The sequence below is a fragment of the Mesorhizobium sp. Cs1299R1N3 genome, from assembly GCF_037179625.1.
Classification (GTDB): domain Bacteria; phylum Pseudomonadota; class Alphaproteobacteria; order Rhizobiales; family Rhizobiaceae; genus Mesorhizobium; species Mesorhizobium salmacidum.
In genome coordinates this window covers 121665-142016 of the sequence record NZ_JAPYKQ010000012.1, presented here as the reverse complement: position 1 = coordinate 142016, position 20352 = coordinate 121665, and the positions used below count along the sequence as shown (strand labels likewise).

At 65.0% G+C, this 20352-nt stretch carries 22 protein-coding genes; 11 read left to right on the top strand and 11 right to left on the bottom strand.

The genetic code is table 11. From position 1 onward, the window contains the following. Positions 1-56 precede the first annotated feature (56 nt). The 3 genes from choW (at position 57) to O7B34_RS23385 (ending at position 2409) form a co-directional block, all read left to right on the top strand. A complete protein-coding gene (choW, locus tag O7B34_RS23395) occupies positions 57-911 on the top strand; it encodes a choline ABC transporter permease subunit (protein WP_027143397.1) in 855 nt (284 codons plus the stop codon). Beyond that, positions 908-2089: a choline ABC transporter ATP-binding protein gene (gene choV / locus O7B34_RS23390; protein WP_027143396.1), complete on the top strand. Its 1182-nt coding sequence runs from the start codon at positions 908-910 to the stop codon at positions 2087-2089. Before choW ends, choV begins: the two co-directional genes overlap by 4 nt. 128 nt (positions 2090-2217) lie before the next feature. Then, positions 2218-2409: a hypothetical protein gene (locus O7B34_RS23385; RefSeq protein ID WP_337148308.1), complete on the top strand. Its 192-nt coding sequence runs from the start codon at positions 2218-2220 to the stop codon at positions 2407-2409. Positions 2410-2432: 23 nt separating this feature from the next. Here the strand turns inward: O7B34_RS23385 and O7B34_RS23380 are convergent, their stop codons facing one another. Further along, positions 2433-3842 (bottom strand): ATP-binding protein, encoded by a 1410-nt coding sequence (locus O7B34_RS23380; RefSeq protein ID WP_027143394.1) that lies wholly within the window; start codon positions 3840-3842, stop codon positions 2433-2435. Further along, positions 3839-4555: a response regulator gene (locus tag O7B34_RS23375; protein WP_140504880.1), complete on the bottom strand. Its 717-nt coding sequence runs from the start codon at positions 4553-4555 to the stop codon at positions 3839-3841. Before O7B34_RS23375 ends, O7B34_RS23380 begins: the two co-directional genes overlap by 4 nt. Positions 4556-4836: 281 nt before the next feature. Between O7B34_RS23375 and O7B34_RS23370 the strand changes: the two genes are divergently transcribed. The 4 genes from O7B34_RS23370 to clpS all read left to right on the top strand — a co-directional run bounded on the left by O7B34_RS23370 (position 4837) and on the right by clpS (position 6380). Continuing rightward, complete coding sequence (locus O7B34_RS23370; protein WP_015316050.1) at positions 4837-5136, top strand: hypothetical protein; 300 nt, start codon at positions 4837-4839, stop codon at positions 5134-5136. A 38-nt stretch (positions 5137-5174) separates the two neighbouring features. Beyond that, positions 5175-5468: a hypothetical protein gene (locus O7B34_RS23365; protein ID WP_140712504.1), complete on the top strand. Its 294-nt coding sequence runs from the start codon at positions 5175-5177 to the stop codon at positions 5466-5468. A gap of 162 nt (positions 5469-5630) precedes the next feature. Then, on the top strand, positions 5631-5945 hold the full coding sequence (locus O7B34_RS23360) for a hypothetical protein (RefSeq protein WP_027143391.1): 315 nt from the start codon (positions 5631-5633) through the stop codon (positions 5943-5945). A gap of 129 nt (positions 5946-6074) precedes the next feature. Continuing rightward, complete coding sequence (clpS, locus tag O7B34_RS23355; protein WP_027143390.1) at positions 6075-6380, top strand: ATP-dependent Clp protease adapter ClpS; 306 nt, start codon at positions 6075-6077, stop codon at positions 6378-6380. Positions 6381-6676: 296 nt separating this feature from the next. On the opposite strand, the gene O7B34_RS23350 is transcribed toward clpS, so the two are convergent. The 4 genes from O7B34_RS23350 to O7B34_RS23335 all read right to left on the bottom strand — a co-directional run bounded on the left by O7B34_RS23350 (position 6677) and on the right by O7B34_RS23335 (position 13897). Further along, entirely contained in the window at positions 6677-8749 is a 2073-nt protein-coding gene (locus O7B34_RS23350) for a hypothetical protein (protein ID WP_337148307.1), read from the bottom strand. 63 nt (positions 8750-8812) lie between these two features. Beyond that, the gene (locus O7B34_RS23345; protein ID WP_337148306.1) at positions 8813-11635 is read right to left on the bottom strand and encodes a DUF4159 domain-containing protein; all 2823 of its coding nucleotides are present in this window, start codon (positions 11633-11635) and stop codon (positions 8813-8815) included. Then, a complete protein-coding gene (locus O7B34_RS23340) occupies positions 11632-12627 on the bottom strand; it encodes a DUF58 domain-containing protein (protein ID WP_337148304.1) in 996 nt (331 codons plus the stop codon). The genes O7B34_RS23345 and O7B34_RS23340 overlap by 4 nt, the downstream gene beginning before the upstream one ends. Before the next feature lie 265 nt (positions 12628-12892). Then, complete coding sequence (locus O7B34_RS23335) at positions 12893-13897, bottom strand: AAA family ATPase (protein ID WP_027143386.1); 1005 nt, start codon at positions 13895-13897, stop codon at positions 12893-12895. Positions 13898-14054: 157 nt separating this feature from the next. On the opposite strand from O7B34_RS23335, the gene O7B34_RS23330 reads away from it, so the two are divergent. From O7B34_RS23330 to O7B34_RS23320, 3 genes are read left to right on the top strand one after another with little or no spacing between them, the layout of a single operon-like run. Continuing rightward, entirely contained in the window at positions 14055-14684 is a 630-nt protein-coding gene (locus O7B34_RS23330; RefSeq protein ID WP_337148327.1) for a DUF1285 domain-containing protein, read from the top strand. Further along, positions 14684-15316 (top strand): CoA pyrophosphatase, encoded by a 633-nt coding sequence (locus O7B34_RS23325; protein WP_337148326.1) that lies wholly within the window; start codon positions 14684-14686, stop codon positions 15314-15316. The genes O7B34_RS23330 and O7B34_RS23325 overlap by 1 nt, the downstream gene beginning before the upstream one ends. After that, on the top strand, positions 15313-16575 hold the full coding sequence (locus O7B34_RS23320; RefSeq protein ID WP_337148303.1) for a CCA tRNA nucleotidyltransferase: 1263 nt from the start codon (positions 15313-15315) through the stop codon (positions 16573-16575). The genes O7B34_RS23325 and O7B34_RS23320 overlap by 4 nt, the downstream gene beginning before the upstream one ends. Before the next feature lie 6 nt (positions 16576-16581). Here O7B34_RS23320 and O7B34_RS23315 read toward each other — a convergent pair whose 3' ends face one another. The 3 genes from O7B34_RS23315 to hemF all read right to left on the bottom strand — a co-directional run bounded on the left by O7B34_RS23315 (position 16582) and on the right by hemF (position 18457). After that, positions 16582-16767, bottom strand: a complete 186-nt coding sequence (locus O7B34_RS23315) for a DUF1059 domain-containing protein (protein ID WP_027143380.1) — start codon at positions 16765-16767, stop codon at positions 16582-16584. A 214-nt stretch (positions 16768-16981) separates the two neighbouring features. Next, entirely contained in the window at positions 16982-17242 is a 261-nt protein-coding gene (locus tag O7B34_RS23310) for a DUF1344 domain-containing protein (RefSeq protein WP_337130839.1), read from the bottom strand. A gap of 300 nt (positions 17243-17542) precedes the next feature. Further along, positions 17543-18457, bottom strand: coding sequence for an oxygen-dependent coproporphyrinogen oxidase (gene hemF / locus O7B34_RS23305; RefSeq protein WP_337148302.1), 915 nt, complete (start codon positions 18455-18457; stop codon positions 17543-17545). Positions 18458-18625: 168 nt separating this feature from the next. Between hemF and O7B34_RS23300 the strand changes: the two genes are divergently transcribed. Beyond that, positions 18626-18883 carry a hypothetical protein gene (locus O7B34_RS23300; protein ID WP_023770299.1) on the top strand — a complete coding sequence of 86 codons (258 nt, stop codon included), beginning with the start codon at positions 18626-18628 and terminating at the stop codon, positions 18881-18883. Positions 18884-18977: 94 nt separating this feature from the next. Here O7B34_RS23300 and soxR read toward each other — a convergent pair whose 3' ends face one another. Both soxR and O7B34_RS23290 read right to left on the bottom strand, forming a co-directional pair. Continuing rightward, positions 18978-19448 (bottom strand): redox-sensitive transcriptional activator SoxR, encoded by a 471-nt coding sequence (soxR, locus tag O7B34_RS23295; RefSeq protein WP_337139735.1) that lies wholly within the window; start codon positions 19446-19448, stop codon positions 18978-18980. A gap of 129 nt (positions 19449-19577) precedes the next feature. Continuing rightward, positions 19578-20036: a tRNA (cytidine(34)-2'-O)-methyltransferase gene (locus tag O7B34_RS23290; protein ID WP_337148301.1), complete on the bottom strand. Its 459-nt coding sequence runs from the start codon at positions 20034-20036 to the stop codon at positions 19578-19580. Between the last annotated feature and the right edge of the window lie 316 nt (positions 20037-20352).

The window sequence follows — 20352 nt, the reverse complement described above, 5'->3', positions numbered from 1 at the left end:
GATGACGTTGCGACAATACGGGGCCGAAGGCAGAGCTCTGGCAAACGAGGGGTGAGATGGATCCGATTTCCAAATTCATGGTCGATCACAAGATCCCGATCGGAGCCTGGGGAAAGGCGTTCTTCGGCTTTCTCACCGACAATTTCGACACCGTGTTCAGGGCTTTTTCGAATGGCCTCAATTTCCTGCTCGACGGGCTGGTCGACATCCTGCTGATGGTACCGCCGGTGCTGCTCGCTTTGGTGATCGCCGTCATTGCCTGGCTGCTGCAGCGCTCGCGGCCGCTCGCCATCGCGGTTTTCCTCGGCCTGATCTTCATCATCAACCAGAACCTCTGGAAGCAGACGGTGCAGACGCTGGTGCTGGTGGTCGCGGCCGCCGCGGCGGCTATGGCCATCGGCGTGCCGCTCGGCATCTGGGCGGCGCACAAGCCGAAGGTCTATCGCATCATGCTGCCGGTGCTCGACCTGATGCAGACGCTGCCGACTTTCGTCTACCTGATCCCGGTGCTGACGCTGTTCGGCCTCGGCAATGCGCCCGGCCTTATCGTCACCATCATCTTCGTCATCCCGACCGCGGTCAGGCTCACCCATCTCGGCGTCGTCTCGGTGCCGAAATCGATCATCGAGGCCGGCGAGGCCTTCGGCGCCACCAAGAGCCAGTTGTTGTGGAAGGTCGAGCTGCCCTCGGCGCTGCCCACCATCATGGCTGGCCTGACGCAGTCGATCATGCTGTCACTGTCGATGGTGGTGTTCGCCGCCCTGATCGGCGCCGGCGGTCTGGGCACGGAAATCAACCGGGCGCTCGGTTCGCGTCGCATCGACCTTGGCCTTGAGGCCGGTCTCGCCATCGTCGTGCTCGCCATCGTGCTCGACCGGATGACCCGCATTGGCGTTGGAGGCAAGAAATGACCGTCGCCGTCGATTTCAGGAATGTCGATATCGTCTTCGGCGCCGATCAGGCCGGTTCGCTGGCGATGATCGACAAAGGCGCTACCCGGGCCGAGATACTCGAGAAGACCGGCAATGTGCTCGGCTGCGCCGGAGCCAGCCTGACCGTGCATGAAGGCGAGATTTCCGTCCTCATGGGCCTGTCCGGTTCGGGCAAGTCGACGCTGCTTCGGGCGGTCAACCGGCTCAACGTGGTGTCGCGCGGCCAGGTGCTGGTCAAGGACGGCGACCGCACGGTCGATGTCGTCACTTGCGATGAGCCGACCTTGCGGCGGCTGCGGCAGAAGCAGGTGGCGATGGTGTTCCAGCAGTTCGGCCTGCTGCCGTGGCGCACGGTGGAGGAGAATGTCGGCCTCGGCCTCGAACTCGCCGGCGTGCCGGATGCCGAGCGCAAGGAGCGGGTGCACAGGCAGCTCAAGCTGGTCAACCTCGACCAATGGTCGAACAAATACGCGCATGAGCTCTCGGGCGGCATGCAGCAGCGCGTCGGCCTGGCGCGCGCCTTCGCCACCGAGGCGCCTATCCTGTTGATGGACGAGCCGTTCTCGGCCCTCGATCCGCTGATCCGCACCAAGCTGCAGGACGAACTTCTGCAGCTGCAGGCGGAGCTGAAGAAGACCATCATCTTCGTCAGCCACGACCTCGAGGAGGCGCTGAAGATCGGCAGCCACATCACCATCATGGAGGGCGGCCGTATCGTCCAGACGGGCGCGCCGGAAGACATCGTGCTGCGCCCCGCCAACGATTATGTCCGCGACTTCATCGCCAATGTGAACCCGCTCTCGGTGCTCACCGCCTGGAACGTCATGCGCGACCGTCGCGACCTCGAGCATGGCGACAATGGCTGGGTGTGGCTCGACCGGCGCAAGACGACGCGTTTCAAGATCGACGAGCACGGGCTGGTGGCGGCGGCCGAGCGCGACGGCAAGCCGGCCGTATGGGTGTCCTGCGCCGATGTCGAGGGCCAGCCGGAGGAGCTGGCGCAGGTGTTCTGGGCCAATCCCGGCACCTCGCTGAAGACCGTGATGCTGGCCATGCACCGCTCGCAGACGGCACCCGTGGCGCTGTTCGACGATCAGTCCCGCTTCGTCGGCGCCATCGGCATTCGCGACGTGCTGAGCGCGGTGCTGCGGCGGTAGCCGCCAACGTCAACCGAAGGCTTTCGGGTCGCATCGGGAGGCGCCTTGAAACGGATATTGAACTGGCTGTCGACGGCGCGTGCGGCGCAGGCGGCGCTCGGGTTGCTGATCGATCCTGGAGTTCTTCCGTGTCGGAGGCGCAAGCGGCGGGCCGATTTGACGGCGCACAGCTCTTCTATGTCGAAGGGGCCCTTGCCGCGTCGATCGCGGCGCTGGCCGTTCTCGTTCTGCATGCATCCGGGCGGCACCGCTGGGCAACAGTGCTCGCGGCAGCGGTCATCATCGCGCTGTTGGCCTGGAAGATCATCGCGACAAGTTGACGTTCGATGTGGCCTGATCAGTCTCAAGCCGCCAGCGGCAGGCGCAGCTCCGTCAGCAGGCCGCCGTCCGGATGGTTGGACAGGCGGACTTCGCCACCCGCCGCACGCGCGATGTTGCGGGCGATGGTCAGCCCGAGCCCGAGCCCACCGGTCTGGCGGTTGCGGGACTGTTCGAGACGCACGAAGGAGCCGAACACGGCGTCGATCTGGGCCTGGGGTATGCCCGGCCCCTCGTCGCGGATGGCGAGCGTGATCGTGCCGTCGGAGCGGCGCAGGCTGAGATGCGCCTTCTTGCCATAGGTGACGGCGTTCTGCACCAGATTGGTGACGCAGCGCTTCAGCGCCACCGGCCGCGCCATGCAGATCAGGCCGCGTGAGCGGGTGTCGTCATTGTCGAACGAGACGTCCGGATAGGCGTCGGCGATCGATTCCACGAGCGACCAGAAGTCGATGCGTTCGCTCTTTTCCTCGTTCACCTCGAAGGTGGCGAAGTCGATCACCGAACTGGCGATGCTCTCGACATCGGCGAGATCATGCGCCAGCGCCTCGCGAACCGCCGATTTGCGCAACAGCTCCAGGCGCAGCCGCATGCGCGTCATCGGCGTGCGCAGGTCATGCGCAAGTGCGGCGGCAAGATGTTCGCGGTCCTCGACATATTCGCGCAGCCTGGTCTGCATGGCGTTGATCGCCCTGGCGGCGGCACGCACCTCACGGCTGCCGCTCTCGGCGATCGGCGGGCTCTTCAGGTCCTTGCCGATCCTGTTCACGGCGGTTTCCATCATCCGGTAGGGCGCGGTCAGCCGGCGCAGCGACCAGATCGACATGATCACCACCAGCCCCGCGATCAGCGCATAGAGCGGCAGGCTGTCGACGCTCAGGATCGGGCCGACGGGGGTGATCGGTTCGGTGAAGTTCAGCCATTGGCCGTCGGCGAAGCGCAGCGAGGCCGTCAGCTTGTCGCTCTGGGCGAAATCGGCGGCCAGCACCAGAAGGTCCCGCTCGACCTGGCCGATATCGGGCCCTGGCGCCGCGCCGCTGGCATCGTCTGCTTCGCGCGTCGCCGGATCGCGGCGCACGCGCGCGTCGGTGATGCCGAACTTCGACAACCGGCCGACGAGGATGTCCTCGAGCTCGGCCAGTTCGTCGTCGCCGGCGATCGACGAGGTGACGGCGGGGGTGTCCGAGACGGTGAGCGCGTATGTCGAGTTGAACAGGCCCGCGGCGGTCGCCTTGCGCTCCTCCGGCGTGGCGCCACTCATCAACTGCACCAGCGAGAAGGCGCGGTCGTTGAGACGGTAGAGGTCGACCACGTCATTGGCGGCGGCGCGGTCGCGCGACACGATGTAAAGCGTCGCGACCTGGCTGATCAGCAGGCCGGCAATGACGATCAGCAACACCCAGACAGGCAAGGTCTGCGGCAGGAAACGTCTCATTCGGAGGTCGTCTCGGGCAGGAACTGGTAGCCGCCGCTGCGCACGGTGAGGATCAGTTTGGGCGTCTTGGGATCATCTTCCATCTTGCGCCGCAACCGGCTGACCAGGATGTCGATGCTGCGGTCGAAGGAATAGTCGCTGTCGCCGCCGGACAATTCGATGAGCTGGTCGCGGGTGAGCACGCGCTGAGCGCTCTTGACGAAGGTCTGCAGGAGGTTGAACTCGGCCATGGTCAGTTCGACCCTGACGTCGTCGGGCGCGGTCAGCCGGCGGCGCGAACAGTCCATGGTCCAGCCGGCGAAACGGTAGATCTGCTTGGTGGTCGCGCGCTTCGGCTCGGCGGCGCCGTTGCGCCGCAGCACGGCGCGAATGCGCGCCAGCAACTCGCGCGGGTCGAAGGGCTTGGGCACATAGTCGTCGGCGCCCATCTCAAGGCCAACGACACGGTCCGTTGTCTCGGTGACGGCGGTCAGCATGATGATAGGTGTCGTATACTGGGCGCGCAGGTCGCGGCACAGTTCCAGCCCGCTCCTGCCGGGAAGCATCACGTCGAGCACGATGAGATCCACCTGGGAACGGCGCAGGACGGCCTCCATCTCGGCGCCGTCGGCGGCAACAGAGGTGTGCAGGCCTCGCTTCTGGAAGAACTCCTGAAGCAGGTCGCGGATGCCCTTATCGTCGTCGACGATCAGTATGTGTGTCTCGGATTTCACAGGTGCGATGTCCCGGTTGCCGGCCAAGCCATTCTTGGCTGGTCAGCCACACGATAGAATTCGGGCCATATGTTGGCCAGTACCTTGCTTTTCAAGGGAGAATGAATTCCGCCTTCTCCACATGGAAAGCGACGGTCAGCTTGGCGTGGCCTGGCCAGACACAATCCAGAAACAAAATTCTACAATCGGGAAAAACTCCTGAAAAAGTAGGCCGGCATAACGGTGCCGTGGCGGTCAGGTCATCGGCTGCGACGCTAGTCTCCGGGTTCACGGATAAACCAATGCCAAGATTGTCGATCAGTTTGTTGGGAGTTCTGCTGGGCCTTGGCCTGCTCACTGCCGCTGTCGACCAATCGGATGCAAAGGCGCCGCTCACCCGGAGCGAACGGTGCGCCAATCTCAGCCACCAATTTGATGAAGCCCTCGAAACCCATGCCACGGCAACGCAGGTCACCGCGGCAAAGGCACTTCAGAGAAAGGGCAACCGGTACTGCGCCGCCAAGAAACAGGCGCAGGGCATCCGGATGCTCGCCAATGCTTTGAAGCTGCTTGGAGTGACACCGAACGACCCGGTCCAGTGACACTCAAAAACGACCCGCAGAAAAAAGGAAATGAAGCCATGAACAAGTCCATCCTGTCCGCCCTTGGTCTCGCCGTCGCTCTCGCCTTCTCGATGCCGGTTCTCGGCAACGCAGCCGCCACCACGACCGCTGCCCCGGCTGCCGCCACCACGACCACCGCTCCGGCTGCTGCCGCGATGACCACCGCTCCGGCCAAGGCTGCTCCGAAGAAGGTCGCCAAGAAGACCGTCTGCAAGGTGACCAAGAAGCACAAGTGCCCGGTCAAGAAGGCCCCCGCGATGGCTGCTCCCGCGAAGGCGGCCCCTGCGAAGGCTGCTCCCAAGAAGCCCTGATCGGCTTCGAGGTTAGTTCAACCAAGGCCGTCCCAGCCGCAAACCGGCTGGGACGGCCTTCTGCCAAGGGCACGGTCGATAAGCTGAACACCGGCGGCTTCCAGCCACGCATCTCGATCCTGCTTAACCCGTTTGCAATGCCGGCCCTGTAGGACAATCCGCATGAAGAAGCGGCTTTCGTCCATTTTTCGCTCCATGGTGATCGGCGGCCTGGTTGCCACTGGCGTCGCCAGGGTGCTGATTCTGCTCACCGCCAGCCCCGTGCCGGACCCTGCAAGCGGGCGCACCGAGCCTTCGCTGTTCGCGCCGGCGATTTCCAGCAACTGGGATTACATCACGCCCGTGCAGGCGTGGCTTTTGATCGTACTCGCCGGCGTGACGCTGATCTGCGTTGCCGGATGGCCGATCGCCGCATGGCTGGAACGCCGGGCGGATGCCGACGCAAGTCGCCGGATCTTCGGCCGTCAGGGCCGTTGAACCGCGACAGACCATTTCCCACATGATCGTGAAGGACCGGGCGTGCCCGCCGACGGTCCGCAAATGGACGGTCGCTGCCGCCCGTGGCAAAATGCGGGCTTAAGTTTGATCGCGAAACAGTCGGTTCGAATGCCTGAAATCACCACAAAACCGCGCGTCAAGGTCAAGCCGCAGACAGAGCGGCCGAAGCTCTACAAGGTCATCCTCATCAATGACGATTTCACGCCGCGCGAATTCGTGGTGACGGTGCTGAAGGGCGAGTTCAAGCTCAGCGAGGACCAGGCGCACCGGGTCATGATCACCGCGCACCAGCGCGGCGTCTGCGTGGTCGCGGTCTTCACCAGGGATGTCGCCGAGACCAAGGCGACACGGGCCACCGACGCCGGCAAGGCCAAGGGCTATCCGCTGTTGTTCACGACGGAACCGGAGGAGTGAGGAGCGGTCGCCCGCAGGGCGATTAGTCGACAACGATTTGTCGACTAAAGCGACGAACGCCCGGAGCCATAGCGGAGGGCAGGAGCAGGGCGCTTTTTCCTTCTCCCCTTGTGGGAGAAGGTGGCCTCGCGAAGCGAGGTCGGATGAGGGGTGTTCCAGGGAAAGCATACGCCTCATTCCGCTGGAACACCCCTCATCCGTCTCGGCGCTGACGCGCCAATCCACCGCCCTGGGCGAGTCACGGGCCTCGCCCGCCCTTCGGGCCCCACAAGGGGAGAAGGGAAGTGCGCCCCGCTCTACCGTCCCTCGCGGTACCACATCGAGCCCATTGCCAGAAGCAGCAGGCCGAGGCCGAGGAAGCCGCCGAACAGCGGTACGCGCGACACGGCCTTCAAGACGCTGTCGTCGGTGGTGCGCAGGCCGATCCAGTCGCTGCCCGACGCTTCGCCGGCCGAACGCACCGGTACGATGGAAGGCAGCGTCACGTCGCTGGCCGTGGACGAGGCCAGCCGGCGCACGCTGCCGCCGGTGGCTTCCGCCGGCGCCTTCAGCCGCTCCTGCGTGGAGACGACGTCGGCGAATTCCGGCGCGTTGACCGGTCCGACATGGGCGAGCGCGGTGAGATCGCCATTGGCAACCTGGAAGAGGCCGATCTCGCTGGTCTGGACGCTGCCGAGGAAGACGCCGGGTTCGGATTTGTCGAGCTTGACGGTGAGCGTCTTGCCGGACGGGGTGATGATCTGCGCCGGGCCGGGATCGTCGGCCATCGTCTGGCGGCGGATCTCCAGCACCATGCCGCGTCCCTCGGCGGTCAGCCGTTCTTCCTCGAGCTCGGGCTCCTTCATCAGCCAGTGGGCAATGCGCCGGTAGAGCTGGACATGCGGACCGCCGCCCTCGAAGCCGCGCGCCCACAGCCAGCCCTGATCGGACAGAAGCATGCCGACGCGGCCTTCGCCCTTGCGGTCGAGCAGCAGCAGCGGCCGGTTGTCGGCACCTTTCATCACCACTTCGCCTTGCGGGTTCTGCACGCCGATGGTGCGGAACCAGCGGCTCCAGTGCGGTGGCTCGGTGGCCGAACCGTCGAGGCCGCGCGTCACCGGATGACGCTGGCCGAGTTCGGTCAGGCGCGGGTAGAACGCCTTGTCGACCACTTCGCCCGTCGGCATGGCCGGCAGGGCCGACATCAGCGGCGTGCGCGCGATCGAAGCCTCGCCGGCATATTCGGGGCCGGCGGCGATCAGCAGCGCGCCGCCCTTTTCGACATATTCGGAGATGTAATCGTAATAGAGGATCGGCAGCACGTCGCGGTGCTGGTAGCGGTCGAAGATGATGAGGTCGAAATCCTTGATCTTCTCGACGAACAGCTCGCGGGTCGGGAAGGCGATCAGCGACAATTCATTGATCGGCGTGCCGTCCTGCTTCTCCGGCGGCCGCAGGATGGTGAAATGGACGAGATCGACCGATGCGTCGGATTTCAGCAGATTGCGCCAGGTGCGCTCGCCCGCATGCGGTTCACCCGATACGAGCAGCACGCGCAGGTTTTCGCGGATGCCGTCGACCAGTGCGATGGCGCGGTTGTTGGCATCGGTCAGTTCGCCCGGTTCGCGGTCGATGGCGAGTTCGATGATGTTGCGGCCGGCACTCGGGATGGTCACCTGCAGCGGCATGGTCTGGCCGACGGTGGCATGCTCGACCGCAACCTGCTCGCCGTTGACGGAGACGCGGACATCGACTGGTCCGGTCTCGTTTTCGGTCGAGATGACGCGATATGTCATGTCGAGTGGCTTGCCGACGAGGCCGAAACGCGGCGCGTTCTCGAAACGTATGCGGCGGTCCTTCTCGTGGTCGTTGCCGGTGATGAGGGCATGCAGCGGGGCGTTGAAATCGGGCGTGCCCGAAGGCGTGTCATGCACCTCGCCGTCGGTGATCATGATGGCGCCACCGATGCGCGAGGGCGGCACGTCGCGGAAGGCGCCTTCCAGCGCGCCGAACAGCCGCGTTTCGGTGCGCTCCTCGGCGGCGTCGGACTTGCCGGCCTCGACGACGCGGACGTCGAACTGCTTGAAGCGTCCAAGACGCTGCTGCAGCCCGGCCACCGCCTCGTCGGTCTGTTTGGTGCGGTCGCCAATGTCCTGGCTCTGGCTACGGTCGACGATCAGCGCGACGACGCTCTTCAGTGGCTCGCGCTCCTCATTGAGGAACACCGGATTGAAGAGGGCGGCGGCGAGCGCCAGCAGGGCGACGAAGCGCAGGACCGCGCCGCGCTGGCGAAACCACAGGCCGATGAGCGCTAGCAACGCCAACGGCACCAGCACCAGGGCCATAAGCGGCCAGGATAGAAGCGGTTCGAAGGAGACTGACCAGTTCATGCCCTATCCTCCCGGATCGGGGGAGGATCGAACATAGTGAGGGGTCCAAGAAAACGCCTCATCCTACTGCCCCAACCGTTCGAGCAGAATGGGGACATGCACCTGGTCGGATTTGTAGTTGCCGGTCAGCATGTACATCATGATGTTGACGCCGGCGCGCAGCGCGTAGACCCGCTGCATCGGGTCGGCCGGCACGGTCGGCAGCAGCGGATCGCCATTCTCGTCGACCGCCCAGGCGCCGGCGAAATCATTGGCGGTGATCATGATCGGCGACACTCCGTCGCCGGTGCGCACCGGCCGGTTGTCGGCATTGCTGGCGTCGAGCGATGCCTCGACCCAGAGCGGGCTGCCGGCGAAACGGCCGGGAAATTCGGGCAGGATGAAGAAGGACTTGGTCAGCACATGGTCCGACGGCACCGGCTCCAGCGGCGGTACGTTGAGGTTGCCGAGGATGTCGCGCAGCCGCTCGGTCGCCGGGCTGGTGGAATCGGCGCCGATGCCGTTGGCGAACTGGTCGCGCGTGTCGAACAGCACAGTACCACCCTGCTGCATATAGGCGTCGATGCGGGCGATCGCGGCCTGGCTCGGCATCGGTGCCGACGGGTCGATCGGCCAGTAGATCAGCGGATAGAAGGACAGCTCGTCCTTCGAAATGTCGACGCCGGCCGGCGCGCCCGGTTCGAGCGCCGTCTTCTCGATCAGGAAACGGGTCAGGCCCTCGAGCCCGGCGCGGCTGATCGAATCGACGCCCGGCACGCCGGTCAGCACATAGGCGATGCGGGTTTTTGAGATCGCCTCGATGGCGACCTGGTCGCCCGGCTTGGCATCGTCGGCGCGCGCGACATCGGCATGGCCGAACAGCGCGCCAAGCGCGATCAAAACAGCGGCGGTGGTTGCAGCGGCACCGGCCCGGCGCGGCCGCCGCGAAAACAGACCGCCCATCCACAACACCGCCAGCGTGTCGAGCAGCATCAGCAGCAGAGCCGCCGCGACCAGCGCACCCTTCAGGTTGCGCGATTCATCAAAGGCATACTGGACCGTGGTGACCGGAACCGACACTTGCGGGCGCGCCAGCGGCTCGAACGTGCTTGCGGCGTCGAGCAGATTGTGGGCGTAGACGCCGGTCTCCGAGCCATAGAGGCCGGGCGGGTTCTCGAATGTGACCGGCAGTGCGCCGGCGCCCGGCACCAGCGGCCGCGCATCCGGTGTCGGCGGCACCAGCGAGCCGTCGGCCGCGATCATGCGATAGGGCGCCAGCGACGTGGCGGCGGCTTCGGCATTGGCGATCGCCGCGCCCTGGTTGCGGGACAATTGCACGATGCGGCGCAGCATCTCGACGAAACTGCCCGAGATCGGCAGGTTCGACCATGTCGCCTCCGGCGTGACATGGAACAGCACCAGCGTGCCCTTGCCCTTCTTCAGCCCGGTGACCAGCGGCGTGCCGTCGGCAAGGGCTGCCCAGGTGCGCTCGACGATGTCGGGTGTCGGCTCGGCCAGCACCTGCCTGGTCACCGTGACCTCGGTCGGCGGCGCCAGGTCGGCGAAGGGGCCGGCCTTGGGGAATTCGGTCACCGGCTGCGGCGAGGTCCATGACAGCGCGCCGCCGAGCGAGCGTTCGCCGGTGCGCAGGCGGACCGGCAGCAAATCGTCGTCATTGCCGGCGGCGGCCAGCCGTGAGCCGGCGAAACGCACCAGCGTGCCGCCATTGTCGACCCAGTCGACCAGCCTTTGCCGAACCTGTGCGGGAATGGTGCCGATATCGGCCATGACGATCATCGCCGGCTTCTGGTCGAGGATCTGCGGGATGGCGTCGGCGAGATCGGCGCTGGAGGGCTCGACCAGATCGGCGAAGGGCTGCAACGCGCGCCTGATGTAGTAGAGCGGCGACAGAAGCGGCTGCGCCTGGTCGGCCTCGGCTTGCGACAGCAACCCGACGCGGCGGCGCTTGGAGCTTTCGTCGAGCACGCGCACGGCACCCGCATGGCGTTCGCCATCGAGCGCGATCGAGGCGAAGTCGTTGCGCAATTCGAACGGCACCGCCATGGTGCCGGTGGCCGTGGCCTCGCCCGGCGCGAAGGTCAGCGTCGCATCAGCGATGCGGCGGCCCTTGTCGTCGAAGGCGCCGGCGGTGACCTGCGCCGGGGCGGGATCGCCGGGCGCGCGGACGGCGGTCAGACCAAAGCCGTCGACCTGGTTTTCGGCTGATCTCAGGCCTGTCAGGAAAAGCCGGTCGGCCACCGCCCAGACAACGCGGGCGGCATTTTTCGACAACAGCGTGTTGAAGGCGGCCTCGTCGCCCTTGGCCGCCAGGCCATCCGCCAGCACGGCGACGCTGGCACCGGGCAAGCTCTCCAGCACACCAGCGACGCGGGCATAGACGGCGGGCCGGTCGGTTGGGATCGGCCGCGGCTTGGCGGCGCGTAGCCGGTCGAGCGCTGCGGCGGCGTCGAAGGGGCCGATCTCCGCATTGGGCTTTTCGGCGGTGAAGGCGACGATAACAGGCACGCCGTTCGAGCCGGCGTCGTTGATCAGCCGCTCGGCGGTGGCGATGCGCTTGTTCCAGTCGGCGGCGCTGGCCCAGTCATTGTCGATGACCAGCGCAAGGGCGGCGCCCTCGGCCGGCAGCTTTTCGCGCGGGTTGAACACAGGTTCGGCCAATGCCGCGACGACGAGGGCCGCCATCAGCAGCCTGAGCAGCGTCAGCCACCACGGGCTACGCTGCGGGGTCTCCTCCCGTCTCAGCACACGGGCCAGGATCTTCAGTGGCGGGAACACCTCGGTTTGCGGCTTGGGCGGCGTCAACCTCAGCAGCCACCAGATCACCGGCAGCGCCAGCAGGCCCCACAGCACCATGGGAGCGCCGAAGGAGAGCGGCAGCCAACTCATGCGACGGTCTTCCCAGGCTTACCGCCGGTGGCGGTAATGCCAGGCTTACCGCCACCGGCGGTAATGCCAAGCTGATTGTCATCGGCAATCAGCCCGGCGTGCCCGCCATCGGCGGTCATTGCCATGTGCAGGCGCACCAGTGCGTCGGAAGCCAGCCGGTCGGTGTGGTTGACGGTAAAGCTCCAGCCGAGCCGCTTGCACCAACCGGCCAGTTCCTGGCGGCGGGCGGTGTAGAGCAAGCGGTATTCGTCGGCCAACATCTCGGCGCGGCCGGCGGTCAGCTTGTCGCCGGTCTCGGGATCGGTGAACTCGGTGCGGCCGGCATAGGGGAAAGTTTCCTCGGCCGGGTCGGCGACCTCGATCAGATGCGCGCGCACACCGTGGCGGGCGAGCACGTCGAGCCAGGCCATGGTTTCCTCGACCGGATCGAGAAAATCGCTAGCGATGACGATGTCGCAGAAGCGCCTGATGTCGGACAGATCGGGTTTTGCCGGCATCTCGCCGGCATGCATGAGTTGGGCCGCGATGCGCTCGGCGCCGTTGCGGGCGGTGAACGGATCGGTCAGCCCCGGCCAAGCGATGCGCTCGCCGCTGCGTGACAGGAGCTCGGCCATGGCCAGTGTCAGCACCAGCGCGCGCGATTGCTTGGAAACGCCGGCACCCGTCGATTTGTAGAGCATGGACGGCGAGGGGTCGGCCCACAACCAGACTGTATGAGCGGCTTCCCACTCGCGGTCCCGCACATAGGTGTGATCGTCGCGGGCCGAGCGGCGCCAGTCGATGCGCGAGGAATCGCCTTCGACATAGGGTCGGAACTGCCAGAAATTCTCGCCGATGCCGCGCTTGCGGCGGCCATGCCAGCCGGCGATCACGGTGTTGACGATACGGCGCGCCTCGACCAGCAGGTCGGGCACAAGCGAAGCTCGCAACCGGCCGCGGGCGAGCGCGTCGCGCGTCGCTGCCGGAGCCTGGACCTCGCCGATACGCGCCATTAGGGTCTGGACCCGCTAATATGACCTAAATGGTGTGAGGCCATCTGTTCGGATACGCGGAACGAAGGCGCAGGAAGCCATTCGGCTTTCAAGTCCTTCGCGACAAAGTAGGCGGGCAGATGGACCACACCCTCCGGACGCCGAAATGGCTGCAAGCTGCGTCGTCGAACCGCTTGGCCGGGGGAAAGACCCCGACCTTCGCGGTTCTCCTCGCATCTTTTTGCCATTTCAGGCGCCATTTCGATCATATTAGCGGGTCCCGACCCTAAACGCCTTTCACGAGTTTCGCCACGACGTCGCGCACGCTGGTGCCCTCGGCACGGGCGGCGAAGGTCAGCGCCATGCGATGCTGCAGCACCGGCTCGGCCAGTGCCCTGACATCGTCCACCGAGGGCGCCAGCCGTCCGTCGTAGAGCGCGCGGGCCCTGGTGCACAGCATCAGCGCCTGGCTGGCGCGCGGGCCCGGACCCCAGGCGACATGCTTGTCGGTGTCGGCATTGCCCTGGCCCGGACGCGCCGAACGCACCAGGGTGAGGATCGCCTCGACGACGCTTTCGGGCACCGGCATGCGGCGGATCAGCGTCTGGATTTCCTTCAGCCGTGCCGGCTGCAGCACGTTCTGGGCTTTCGCGTCCTCGACGCCGGTGGTTTCCAGAAGGATGCGGCGCTCGGCCTCTATTTCGGGGTAGAGGATGTCGACCTGCATCAGGAAGCGGTCGAGCTGGGCTTCGGGCAGCGGGTAGGTGCCTTCCTGCTCCAGCGGGTTCTGCGTCGCCAGCACATGGAAGGGCGAGGGCAGATCGTAGCGCGCGCCGGCAATGGTGACATGATATTCCTGCATCGCCTGCAGCAGCGCCGACTGCGTGCGCGGCGAGGCGCGGTTGATCTCGTCGGCCATCAGCAGCTGGGCAAAGATCGGGCCGGAGATGAAGCGGAAGGAGCGCTTGCCGGTTTCGTCCTGCTCCATGACCTCGGAGCCGAGGATGTCGGACGGCATCAGGTCCGGCGTGAACTGGATGCGGCGTGAATCAAGCCCGAGCACGACGCCCAGCGTCTCGACCAGCTTGGTCTTGGCCAGGCCCGGCACGCCGACCAGCAGCGCATGTCCGCCGGCCAGCAGCGCCACCAGCGTGCGCTCGACGACGTTTTCCTGGCCGAAGATCACCCGGCCAACCCCGTCGCGGATCCTGGAAATGTCGGCAAGCGCCTTCTCGGCCTCGGCGATCATGTCCGTTTCGCTGATCGGGCTTTCCTTGACCATCACGCTCATGTCGCATCGATCCCTTTGGTTGGAATGCCATGGTTTGGAAATACTGGTCCGCACCATACCATAGACTGCCGCGATTCGGGCTCGCGGAGCGCCTATGGTTGAACTTAAATCACAGACTTAGGCTGACAAGCGGAACAACAGTGACTATTTCGTGACGATGACGGAACACCACGAACATCGCCAACAAAGCCTTACGCAGGCCACCGAGGCTCGAGGCCTCGAGGCGCTGATCTCGCGCGCGGCCCGTGCCGGCAAGGGCGCGGCGCCGGTCGAGCGCTGGAATCCCGACTTTTGCGGCGATCTCGACATGGAGATCAAGGCCGACGGCACCTGGTTCTACCTGGGCACGCCGATCGGCCGCATGCCGCTGGTACAGCTTTTCTCGTCCGTGCTGCGCAAGGATGCCGACGGCAGGACCTATCTGGTGACGCCGGTGGAAAAGGTCGGCATCCGCGTCGCCGATGCGCCGTTCATCGCCGTCGAAATGGATGTTTCGGGCGAAGGCGAGGATCAGGTCATCACCTTCCGCACCAATGTCGGCGACGTGGTCGAGGCCGGACCGGAACGACCGCTGCGCTTCGTCGACGAGAACGAGACCGGCGGTTTGAAGCCCTATCTGCTGGTGCGCGGCAGGCTGGAGGCGCTGGTGGCGCGGCCGGTCATGTACGAACTGGTCGGGCACGGCGAGGAGATCAAGATCGACGGCAGGACGATGTTTTCGGTGCGCTCGAAGAACGCCGTGTTTCCGATCATGCCGGCGGATCAGTTGGAGCGGTTGAGCGCATGATGGACCAGGTGTCGCCGGCACCGTTCTCATCGGCGGATTTTCGCGCGCGCTTTGCCGCGCAGCCGGACGCGCATGCCGGCGACGACTATGGCGATCACCGCTTCAATCCCGGCCACCCGCGCCTCAATCCGGGCAAGCCGCTCCGCAACGCGGCGGTGCTGATCCCGGTGGTCGACCATGATGGCGAGGCGACGGTTCTCCTGACCAAACGGGCCGAGAAGCTGCGCAACCATTCCGGCCAAGTGGCTTTCCCGGGCGGCACGATCGATGGGACCGACGCGAGCCCGGAGGCGGCGGCGCTGCGCGAGACCTTCGAGGAAATCGGCCTTGCCCCGGATCGCATCGAGATCATCGGCCGCATGCCCGATTACGTCGCCGGCAGCGGCTATCGCATCGCGCCGGTGCTCGGCATCGTGCGGCCGGGTTTCCAATTGGCTCTGAATGTCGACGAGGTCGATGCCGCCTTCGAAGTGCCGCTGCGCTTCCTGATGGACGCCGCCAATCACAAGCGCGACAGCCGCATGTGGAACGATCTCGAATGGTTCTTCTACGACATGCCCTATGGCGACCGGCGTATCTGGGGCGTCACCGCTGGCATCATCCGCACGCTCTATGAAAGGCTCTATGCGTGAGTGTTTCGATCGCGGGCAGGGCCGACTGGCTCTCCGACAAGCATTTGCAGCGCCTGCTTGGCGCGCTCACCGAAGGCGGTGAGGAGGCGCGCATCGCCGGCGGCGCCGTGCGCAACGTGCTGATGGGCCAGCATGTCACCGACATCGACATCGCCACTTCTTGCCTCCCGCGGGAAACCATTCGCCGCGCCGTGGCGGAAGGCTTCAAGGCGGTGCCGACCGGCATCGAGCACGGCACCATCACTGTGGTCGCCGGTGGCAAACCCTACGAAATCACCACCTTGCGCGCCGATGTCGAGACCGATGGCCGCCGCGCCAAGGTGTCGTTCGGGCGCGACTGGAAGCTCGACGCCGAGCGGCGCGACTTCACCATCAACGCGCTCTACGCGGAGGCCGACGGCAGGATTGTCGACCTTGTCGGCGGCATTGCCGACATCGAGGCGCGCCGGCTGCGCTTCATCGGCGATCCGGAGGCGCGCATCCGCGAGGATTATCTGCGCATCCTGCGCTTCTTCCGTTTCTTTGCCTGGTATGGCGATGGCCGGCCGGACGCCGAGGGACTGAAGGCCTGCGCCCGGCTGAAGGAGGGCCTCGGCCAGCTCTCGGCGGAACGCATCTGGTCCGAACTGAAGAAGCTCTTGTCGGCGCCCGATCCTTCGCGGGCGCTGCTCTGGATGCGGCAGGCCGGTGTCCTGACCGCCGCGCTGTCGGAAAGCGAGAAATGGGGCATCGATGCGATCCACGGGTTGACCAAGGCCGAGAAGGACCTGAGTTGGGCGGTGGATCCGATGCTGCGGCTGGAGGCAATCGTGCCGCCGGATGCAGCGCGCATGAAGACGCTGGCCGAGCGGCTCAGGCTCTCGACCGCCGAAGCCGACCGCATGCTCCACTGGGCGCTCTCCACGGCCATCGAGCCGAAGACGACCGAGGGCGAACTGGCGAAAAAACTCTATCGCGGCGACCGGCAAGGGTTTGTCGATCGCTTGCGGCTTGCGCTTGCCGCGGCGCGGGTGCGCGCTGTCGAGGACAATAATGCATTGCTTCAAGCGGGCGGCTTTTCGCGCTTGCTTGCCTTTGCGCTCAAATGGGAAAGGCCCGAATTTCCGCTACGTGGCGCCGATCTGACCGCGCTCGGCGCAACGCCAGGGCCGAAGCTCGGCGAAATCCTGAAAAACATCGAGGCGGAATGGATCGAAGCGGGATTTGCGCCTGATCGCGACGCGCTGCTCGAACGCGCCGCGCTGGCCCTTGAAAGCTGAGACGAGTCAGGCCGCGTCGCGGGCCTTCTCAATTCGGGAGCGGATAGCCTCGATCATCGTCTCGCGGATGATCGTCTCGCCATGCGTTTCGCGCATATGCTCGACGGCACGGCGCATGACCTCGGCTTCCTCGTCGGCACGGGTGTGCCAGTCGCAGCCGGGAACCAGCGATCCGCAGTGGAACTGCTTCATGGGATTTCTCCTCTTCCTCCATGGAGCCGGATCGACTGCCCTGCAGGGACAGGCCGGAGCTCCGCATCTTCTTGGCCCGCTGTGCGGCCTCGGAACCGGACCACGGGCAGGGTGAAGACCATAACACAGATGGGGTGGTATTGGTTGCGGTCAACGGTGAAAAGGCGGAGCAGCGCTGCTCCGCCCTCTTTACGCTAGCCCTGCGGGCAGGCCATCACTTCACGATCTTGACTGCCTCGGCAACCTTGTTCTTGCCGCTCATGTCCCACGAAATTCTGACCTTCTCGCCGACCTTCAGGCCAGGATCCTTGAAAGTCTCGGGAAGCGTAAAAGACGATCCATTGTCGAGAACCAGGCTCTTGGACGCCGTATCGAAGGTCTTGACCGTTCCGGTGGTATGCTTGACGGCGGCGAACGCCACCGAACCGGAAGCAAGAAGGGCGGCGGCGGCGGCGGAAACAATGATCTTTCTCATGCTGATACTCCTGGAAGAGCGGGCATCCTTTTTCACGAAGATGATCCGCATCGTCTTTGGGCCGTCCGGTCGCGTCGAGTCGCGGCCCGCCTTGTTCCGACGCAATTCCGAAGGGAAAGCGGTTGCATTTCCTGGAATTGCCCTCAGGCAAACCACCGGCGCTTCCCGACCCAAATGCGACAAATAACCCAATTTTTTCAGATGGATATTAGACGAAAAAGATATTCCTGGCGTCACATTCCGCGCCCATTTTCGACAAATGGGACATCAATGCGGCTTCACGTCGCGCTCACCATCTTGTTACGGCCAGCGCACCTCCGGCGGCAGGCTGGACAGGATCGAGGCGACATTGCCGCCGGTCTTCAGCCCGAAGATGGTGCCACGATCGTGAAGAAGGTTGAATTCGACATAGCGGCCGCGGCGGATGAGCTGTTCGTCGCGGTCGCCATCGGTCCAGTTCTCGTTGAAGTTGGCGCGCACCAAATGGCTGTAGACGACGAGGAACGAACGTCCGACGTCCTGGACAAAATTGAAATCGGCGTTCCAGCCGCCCTTCTCCTCCGCCGAATGCAGCCAGTCGAAGAAGATGCCGCCGGTGCCGCGCGGCTCATTGCGGTGCGGCAGGAAAAAGTACTCGTCGCACCAGGCCTTGAACTTCGGAAAGTCGGCGACGCCGGCGTTCTTCTCGCAAGCGAACTGCATGGCACGGTGGAAGGCTGTCGTGTCGGGATCATCCTGCGTGCGGCGGCGGTCGAGCACCGGCGTCAGGTCGGCGCCGCCGCCGAACCAATGCCTGGATGTGACGACCATGCGCGTGTTCATGTGCACGGCCGGAACGTTCGGGTTCCACGGGTGCGCGATCAGCGAAATGCCCGATGCCCAGAAACGCGGGTCTTCCTCGGCGCCAGGCATCTGCTTCCTGAATTCGGGCGAGAACTCGCCATAAACGGTCGAAGTGTGGACGCCGACCTTCTCGAAGACACGGCCATGCATCATCGACATGGTGCCGCCGCCGCCCTTGCCCTGATCGCGCTCCCACGGCGTTTTTTCGAAACGGCCCGGCGACCACGAAGCCAGCGGCCCGCCGAGATCCTGCTCGATCTGCTCGAAGGTGGCGCAGATGCGCTCGCGCAGCGCCTCGAACCAAAGCCGGGCCTTCATCTTCTTCTCTTCGATGTCGGCGGGCAGCCCCGCCGGTATTTCAGGTCGTTCCAAGTGCCGTCTCCGGTTGCGGGGCGGTGAGTCGACAAAAGACTCGTCTTTTCCGGGCGCGATCCCTAATCTCTTAAGGGACAGGGTCAAGTCACTTTGGTTTCGCGCATGATCCTTTCCGAACCTCGATTCCGATTTCGGGGTCATGCGCCAGGTGCAAGGAGTTGTTTCGTGCGCACCCCGGCAAGACCGCCGCTGGATGGACTGAAGAAAAGGCTCGACCAAAGCCGGGCCGAGCGCGCGCGCATGCCGCGCGACGGTTTCCTGCGCGAGACCTTCGTCCTGCCGCGCTCGGATGCCCGCCTCAAGGCCAAGGAATGGTTCGAACGCTTCCCCAAGCAGGCCTACTGGACCGAGATCGAAAGCTGGTTCGAGCGCCCGGGGGATTTGATCGAGTTTACGATAAGACGGCTGCCGGCGGCGGATTAGGATTTCCTCGCCCCGTTTGCGGGGAGAGGATGCCGGTAGGCAGGTGAGGGGCGGCGCGAACCTTCGAGTGCTGGCGCTGCCCCTCATCCGCCTTTCAGGCACCTTCTCCCCGTGCACGGGAAGAAGGAAGAACCAGCCGCCGCGCGCCAGTTCCCTCCCGGGCCAGCCGATCCTCCTTGTTGCGCAGCGGACATTTGTCGATCGACATGCAGCCGCAGCCGATGCAGTCGGTCAGCCCGTCGCGCAGTTTCTTCAACTGGGCGATCTTGTGATCGAGCCCGTCGCGCCAGGCTGTCGACAAAAGGTTCCAGTCGTCGCGTGTCGGCGTCCGGCCCTCGGGCAGGGATGCCAATGCCTCACCGATCTCGGCCAGCGAGATGCCGACCTCCTGCGCCACCTTGATGATCGCCACCCGGCGCAGCACGTCGCGGCCGTAGCGGCGCTGGTTGCCTGACGTGCGGTGGCTGCGGATCAGCCCGCGGGCTTCATAGAAATGCAGCGCCGACACCGCCACACCGCTGCGCGCGGCCACCTGGCCGACCGTCAATTCCAGCGCTGGTGCCATCTCTCGATTTTCCTCTTGACCTCAAGTTAAGTTGAGCTTGTAGCCAAGAAAGCCTGGATGTGCAAACGAAGGAGAAGGCGGATGTGCGCCTGGGCAAAAATCACCGCGGACCGCGCTGCCGCCGGTCCCCTAGCCGAGCTGCCGGATGGCTTCGCCCACCACCATGGCCACGGAAAGGGCGACGTTGAGGCTGCGCGCGGTGGGCCGCATCGGGATGGTCAGCCGAACATCCGCCGCCTGATGGACTGGATCCGGCACGCCCGCGGATTCGCGGCCAAACAGGAGGATGTCGCGGCCGGTGAAGCTGAAGTCGGTGTAGGGGGTCGTAGCCTTGGTCGACAGCAGCACCAGCCGATCCGCGCGCGCCTTGCGCCACTCCTCGAAGGCGTGCCAGTCGACATGCCGGGTCAGGGCAGCCATTTCGAGGTAGTCCATGCCGGCGCGCCTGAGCGCCTTGTCGGAGAGCGGAAAGCCGACCGGCTCGATAATGTCGACGCCAAGCCCGAGACACGCGGCGAAGCGCAGGATTGTCCCGGTATTGCCGGCGATGTCAGGCTGGTAGAGCGCGATGCGGAGACCACGGTTCACTTTCGCGTCCTTCTAATAAGTGGCAGATCGGCCACAGCTGCTTCGCGGTTTTGGAAATTCCTGGACCTGCGGGTGGCCATTTTCTGCGAAGTCGAGTATACGACCAGCATTGTCAACCCGAACCGATGGAGGGGTAATTCATGATGGCCATGCACATCCAGCGCCCCACCCGTGGGCTTACTTGCGCCCTGGCGGTTTCGGTACGACGTTTCTCCTGATCTTTTAGACACTTCCGCACCGATTTCCGCCGAAACCATACCCTGGTCTTCGAAGGAATCCTGCGATGTTTTTCAAGCTGCCGAAGGGGCCGATGGCC